This is a genomic window from Sulfuricaulis sp., assembly GCF_024653915.1.
GTDB lineage: Bacteria > Pseudomonadota > Gammaproteobacteria > Acidiferrobacterales > Sulfurifustaceae > Sulfuricaulis.
Map to the genome: position 1 here is coordinate 1 of NZ_JANLGY010000018.1, position 6,583 is coordinate 6,583.

Below are 6,583 nucleotides of genomic sequence, written 5' to 3' on the forward strand. Positions count from 1 at the left end.
TAAGGAACTGGTGATCGAGTTCGCGTGAGTGGAAAAATCGGCCGCGATAGCCCCTCGAATGTTAGCTCAACTTCCTGCTGTGGAAATCGAGGCTAGCCAGGCTGAGAGGGGGGGTGGTGCAGACATTGGAAGCTTAGGCTCCGGCAGAATCAACGGCGACCATACGCTCGTATGGGTGTGCCAGTTTTTTAAAATAATCTTCGGCGGTCGCGGCATAGCATTCGCAGGAAACCGCTTCGAGTCCGAGTCGGTCGGTGATATGGATTTTACCACGCGCATAGCGGATCAGCTTTTTGTCACGTAACACACCGGCAGCAATGGTGATGGCGCTTCGTTGTACGCCCAGCATATCGCCCAGATACTGGTGAGTAAAATGAAAATAATCGGCGTGCGATCGGTCATGTGACATCAGCAACCAACGCGCCAGTCGTGCATCGACTTCATGGAAACTGTTGCAAGCAGAAGACTGTGATTGTTGTTTCATCAATACAAAAACATAACGGTTGAGTACCCGGACCAGAGCTGAGTTAATAACCAACTCGTTTTTCAGATGAGGTAAGGTCATACGCAAAGCGGTGCCAGCACCTTGCACTATGCCAAGCAAAAGTGCGGTATCCACACCCAGCGCCAATGTTCCGCCCAACATACCCTCGCTGCCAATCATGCCCACTTCCAGGGCTGGATGTTTGCTGACTATCGTCATCAGCGAGACGAAACCCGTTAGTGGGAAATATACAAAGGGGTAAACTTCGCCAGGTTTGCACAGCACGGTGTCAAAAACCAGATCAACGGGCTCACAGTGTTGCAGAAACCGTGCGCGATCCACTGGCGGTAAGGATGCAATCAGGTGATTTACCACGGGTGGTTTTTGGGTAGACGACACTTGCTTTCTCCTGTTGCAGGTTTATTCAGTGTTGCCGGTGAAATTCTCAACTACTGAGGGTGTGACGGGTGAAAGTGACAACAGCAACTTGATGCAGGTATTCCTTGCATTGACCGTGAACCAGGCCCGCAGCACCGATGGCTAACGGTCAGAATGAGGGTACTGCAGTTGGGGGCCGCGGGTCGGTGCGCTGGGGCACAAAAGGAATTCAGTTGGGTTTTACGGTGGTTTTACGGGTCGGACCAGCGTAACGCTCTGATCTGACATGGTTTTACGGGTCGGACCAGCGTAACGCTCTGATCTGACATATAAAACCCGATTTATTTAGGCTTCAAAATAGCTTAAACAGGCTATTTGCCTATCAAAAACCAGGCCTTAAGAAGAATTGAGAATAGTGCATTGGAGGCGGAGAGGTGATTAGAGATAGGGTTTTTAGGTCTGAATAGTGCCTTTAAGCAATATTTAACGTTTCAGGGCGGATATTATCTTTTTTATATCAACAGGTTACGTTGGTCCGACCCCAGATAGTTGCAGATAGCAGCAGCAGGTTACGTTGGTCCGACCCCAGATAGTTGGTACCCAGATAGTCCTTGGTCCGACCCCAGATAGCGATCAAGGGATGCAATGCAAGGCAAAGTCGGGCGAGGAAGCGCAGTTTACACGCTGGCAAATGAGCATTCCGAACCAGGTTTTAACACCGTAATGCGCTCAGCGCTTTGTGACAGTAGGATCAGGGCGTGACGGTGATCGTCACGGTGTCCGAGTAGACCCCCATCCCAACATCCTGGCCTGCGGGAATTCTGCCAAAAATCGTCGTGGATATTTCAGCCGACCCCTTGTTCGGAACGGCGATCGTCTGGACGAAGGTGTCAATACCGGCGGTGTTTCCCCACACTGAAGTTCGCGCCGCGTCCCGGAACAGGTTATAGCCGAGGAAATCGGCGCCGTTAAGCGTCTGCATCCTGCGGTTCACGACCGAGCCGCTGGTTGCGCTCGGCCCTATCGCAATGGAAACCGTGGACTTCTGCGGACCGCCGGAGCGGCTGCACGTAACCACCAGGGTGCCGCTCGTGTCGAGGCTGACGGGGCTGAACACGTCATAGCCGCCGAATGCCACGTTCCCGACCGCCAGGGAGCAGGTGGTGGCGCAAATGCCCGCGCCGGGAACCAGACACAGCGCCAGCAGCGCGACCGCTTTATTTCGCAAACTCGCAAACATGCAATTCTCCCAGTTCGATCAGCATTTCCTGCGAATCCGGCACCGACAGATCGAATTCGCAATGCCTCCCATCATAGTCGAAGCGGGCGCGGTAGGATCCCGGTTTCAGGTTTTCCAGATAGAGCTCGCCGCCTTTGCCGGTCGGAAAGATTTCGGCCTTGCCGTTCACCGTCACGCTCAGGTCGAGGTACTCGGCCGGCCGCGATTCCGCGCCCACCCTCACGCGCAGATAACCGGTCAGCACCTGCATCCGGCTCACCTCGAAGCGAATCAGGGAACCACTGCGCAGCGGCGGCGAGACGTTTATTTCTTTCTCCCCGATCAGGTATTCGATGGGGATGTCCCGATCGTCGATCGCCACGCGGTTGGCTTGGTACGAGCCGAGATTGGACAGGAATATCCGGCCTTGCGCATCGGTGCGGCCGATCTCCTGCGCGCTGTGGTAGACCCGGACCCCCGGCAGCTTGCCCACCTCGACGATACCGAAGCTGTCGGTCACCGGGCGCAAGAAGGCGACCGTGCCCGCCACGTAGGCGATGCCTCCGCCTATCCCCAGTCGGTAGGCTTGCCGCGAGCCTCCCCCGGCCATGCGCTCCGTGCGTATGTCGGCCGAATAGATGCCGTGGGGGCCATTGTACTGAAGCGAGGGGGCGAGGCTTTGGATTTCTCCCGCCCCGGCTGCTGTGCGATCGCCGGTGATGTGGTAGCCCAGCCCTTCGCCGGTGGGGGTGGTGTTGCCGATCTGGAAGGAATCGCTGGTGGTTCCTCCCCGCCGCTCATGCGAAAAATGCGCCGTGAAATCGCGGTCGGGGCTGTAGGTGAGCGCCACGAAAAAATTGGTCGAGGGTGATGTGCCCGTAACCCGGCCGACCGAGGCCAGCAAGTTCACGGAGCGGGACAGCGTTTTCGAGTAGCCGACGGAGACGGAACGCTGGTCGGCGCCCTGGTACTGCTTGAGGTTGCGATAGTCGATGCTGAAGTTGCCGATAGCGGCGACCTCATAGCCGGCGCTGGCACTGATTTCCGACTGGAGGCGGTCGGCGGTGGCCGGCTGGCCGAGGGTTTCGTATTCCCGTGAATGGTGCCGCAGCGCGAACTGGGTATTGAGGCTGCGCGCCTGAAAGGCGTAGCGGGCCACGCCGGCCCAGCCAGATCCGCCCGGGTTGCTGCCGAACGAAAGCGCAGCCGAGGCGACGCCCCAGCGGTCGGAGCGCAACACCCCGAGCGGCCCGAAATTGAAGCGCCCCTGCTCGGCCTCACCGCGCGCGCCCAGAGTCAGTGCGTCGTTCACGCCGTAGCGGTGGAAGGCGGAGAGCGCCCAGCCGCCGTACTGGTTGCTGAGCACGCCCAGTTGCTGGCGCTGCAAACCGGCGTTGTAGCTGTATTCGTGCAGCCCCGCCCGGAGGCTCTGGTCGGTGAAGTAATACGGGTACTCCAGGCGCTGCTCGCGCCCGAAACGGTCGCGCAGCACCATCGCCACCTCGCGCTGCCCGCCGTAGTAGTTGAGGTTCTTCAGTTCGAACTGGCCCGGCGGCAGCTTCTCGGTGCGAATGCGCACGTCGTCGATGAAAATTTCCGCCTCGGCCGGCGCGGTGACCGCGGCGGTGAAGCCCGCCATCGGTTGTCTGATGAAATACGGATCGATCTGGAAGGATTTGGAAAAACTCACGCCGCCCAGATTCAGCCCGCCGCCGAGATCGCCCGAGGAGGCCGCGAAATCTCCCATGATCAGGCGTTGCATCGTTTCCCGGTTGTCGCGGGTGAGGCTGGTGCCGTAGCGCACATCCTGGCGCTGGTTGCCGCTGTGGCTATGGGTGGATTCGGAACGGAACAGGAAATCGCCGATGCGGACGCCGAGTTCCGTCCCCAGCATCAGCGTTGCGGCGCCGCCGACATTGTCGCCGGACTGGAGTGCGCGGTAGTTGAAGAAGGCGCTGTTGTCGCGGGGCTGGACGACCCGCTGCGGGTGGTCCGGAAGCAGGTCGAGCACATTTTTCGACAGCAGTTCCGCTGGCAACGCCACGGCCAGCGTGAGCTGGCCCTCGTCGAAGCGGATTTCCGTCGCCCGCAGCGCATGCAGCGAGAAGAAACTCTCGCCGTCCACCGCGAGTGTTTTTCCGTAGGGCGGCTGCACCTCCATGGTCTTGAGATCCTCCTCGCGCACCCAATAGTCTCCGTCTCCTGTGGCAACAACGACAAACGCACCCTTCGTTACCCCGTTCAGGGTGATCTCGACGATGAAGGGCTCCGTAGCCAAAACCGATTCCCGGCAATGCGCCGCACCCGCAGCGAGCGCGAGCAGCAGGCCGCAAGCCAGCGCGGCAACTGTTTTGCGCCAGCCCCCCCCCCCCGCGCCCCGCGGCTCGCCCGCTAAAGAGCGCACATGGCGGCGGTAACGTCCAATGCGCCCTTGAGCTCGAACTCATCCGTTTTTGCCGTGACATCGATACGCTTGAGTTCCCCACATGTCTCCTGCAGCACGGGGATGGCGTGCTCGCGCACGGCGCCCGCCAGCAAATACCAGCCCGGCACCTCCTTGGAGTAGGCGTCACCGGACGCGGCCGTGATGGTGTTGATGACGAAGTGCGCATTGCCCGTGTTACGCACGGTCACGCGCAGCACGCCCTGCGCCATTTCGATTTTTTCGATTTCACCGCGCGCTTCCACCTTCATCGGCTTGAGGAAGATGGGCACCCCGAAGCGCACCCTGATCGCCACGCGCGCTCCCGACGCCTCTCCCGGCGGCCCGGGCAGTTCTTCGACGAACAGGCGGTAAGTCTTTTCCTGCGCGGTGGCCGGGATGCGCAAGCCGACGCGCACCAGCTTCTGCTCGCTCTTGTCGAGGATCATCAGTTTCGGGAAGTAGATGAGGTCTTCGCTCTCGTGGTATTCGTCCTTGCCCGTCGCATCCTGCGTCCACTCGAACAGGCGGAGCTGTACGCGCAGAGCCTCGCTGTCGTCGTTCGAGACCGTGATCGCCCCGGTCTTGGCGTTGCGGTCGAGTTCGACCCGGATCGGGGACACGCCGAAATTGCCCGCTGCCACGGGCAGCGCCAGCAGGGCGAGACCGCAACAAAAGATGCGTGCCAAACGTTGCAAGGCGGTCTTGCCGGGCAAAGCGGAATCCGGCGGCACCGCAATTCTGTTCATGTGGGCATCCTCAAGGCCAGCAAGAAACCGGCTCGCGTTTGTAACAGGCGAGCCGGTTTATGTCACGCTGTGCTGTCGCCAGCCCGCGGAACTTACGGGGTGATGGTCAGCGTCACGGTATCGGCATAGTTGCCCTCGGACGCATCGAGAAAGTCGGCATTGAGCACTGTCGACGCGATGTCCATGGTAATCGGCGTGTTCTTGCCGGTACCCGAGCCGCCTATCGTGTAGCTGAACGAGTAGGGGATGTACTCGGCCAACGAGGCGTGCTTCATGCGCTGGGCGCCCTCGCTGGCGTTCACTCCGTCGTTGTCAGTGATGCCCCATGTCGCGTTCTTGGTGCACCAGAACGTGGGTTGGGTCACGGTGCCCGTGACATCACCGGGGGTCCCCGGGTTGAGGTCGCCAAACGCAACCACGCCGTTGCTGACGTTAAACGCGCAATGGCCGATGACCTTCGCGGAAACCGCAACTGACGCGGTGTCGGCCAGCGCACCTGTGCTACCGATGATACCGGTCGCACACAGTGCAACCATCGCCATCGAGAGCTTGTTTTTCATTATTGATTTCATGGTAATTCTCCTTCATATATGTGATTAAAGCCGTTTACAAAACTCGCAGATGATTACGGATTACAGCATTTAGGCGTGCCGCGCACTCAGTAAATGCGATGTATTCCTGTTTTAAAAGCAACGTGAAATCCGCAGGTACAGATCCGGTCGGATTGTTTACTTGCATTATCTCCCCCTAACAGTATTCTCAGTGGAGCAGAATGCCCATTATTAACGGGCTGACAATGGGATCTGCGAGTTCCCATAAGCTTCAAGTTGTTGGAGTCCGTTCCATAAAGACTGGTGAAGTGTCATCCTGGAAACAACACTTGCTTTTGAAACGCGCACTTAGCGCGCATGTCTGAGCCTGCAACAGGAAAGCCCGGATGTCAATAAATAGGCCTGCTTTTGCAGGGCTAATTTGTTCTACCCGTCCAGCCTATGCGACTACTGGATTTAGTCAGCAATTCTCATTATGACCCATTATGTAGGGGAATAGCAGGGTAACAGGGTAAATTTGCCCTCCCTTTCTGCAACCCAGTACAATAACCTATCAAGCTGGACATTGTCAAATATTTCGGTTTTACGGGCGGTTTTACGGGTCGGACCAGCGTAACGCTCTGATCCGACAGATAAAATCCGGGCGGTTTTACGGGTCGGACCAGCGTAACGCTCTGATCCGACAGATAAAATCCGATTTATTTAGGCTTCAAAATAGCTTAAACAGGCTATTTGCCTATCAAAAACCAGGCCTTAAGAAGAATTGAGAATATTGCATTG

At 58.1% G+C, this 6,583-nt stretch carries 5 protein-coding genes; all 5 read right to left on the reverse strand.

All coding sequences use genetic code 11. The features are described from left to right. Positions 1-133: 133 nt before the first annotated feature. Complete coding sequence (locus NUV55_RS09710; RefSeq protein ID WP_296672462.1) at positions 134-883, reverse strand: Crp/Fnr family transcriptional regulator; 750 nt, start codon at positions 881-883, stop codon at positions 134-136. A 730-nt stretch (positions 884-1,613) separates the two neighbouring features. Beyond that, positions 1,614-2,102 (reverse strand): spore coat U domain-containing protein, encoded by a 489-nt coding sequence (locus tag NUV55_RS09715; protein ID WP_296672464.1) that lies wholly within the window; start codon positions 2,100-2,102, stop codon positions 1,614-1,616. Then, on the reverse strand, positions 2,080-4,359 hold the full coding sequence (locus NUV55_RS09720) for a fimbria/pilus outer membrane usher protein (protein ID WP_296672466.1): 2,280 nt from the start codon (positions 4,357-4,359) through the stop codon (positions 2,080-2,082). Before NUV55_RS09720 ends, NUV55_RS09715 begins: the two co-directional genes overlap by 23 nt. Before the next feature lie 113 nt (positions 4,360-4,472). Continuing rightward, positions 4,473-5,252, reverse strand: coding sequence for a molecular chaperone (locus tag NUV55_RS09725; RefSeq protein WP_296672468.1), 780 nt, complete (start codon positions 5,250-5,252; stop codon positions 4,473-4,475). A 92-nt stretch (positions 5,253-5,344) separates the two neighbouring features. Next, entirely contained in the window at positions 5,345-5,824 is a 480-nt protein-coding gene (locus tag NUV55_RS09730) for a spore coat protein U domain-containing protein (RefSeq protein WP_296672469.1), read from the reverse strand. Positions 5,825-6,583 lie beyond the last annotated feature (759 nt).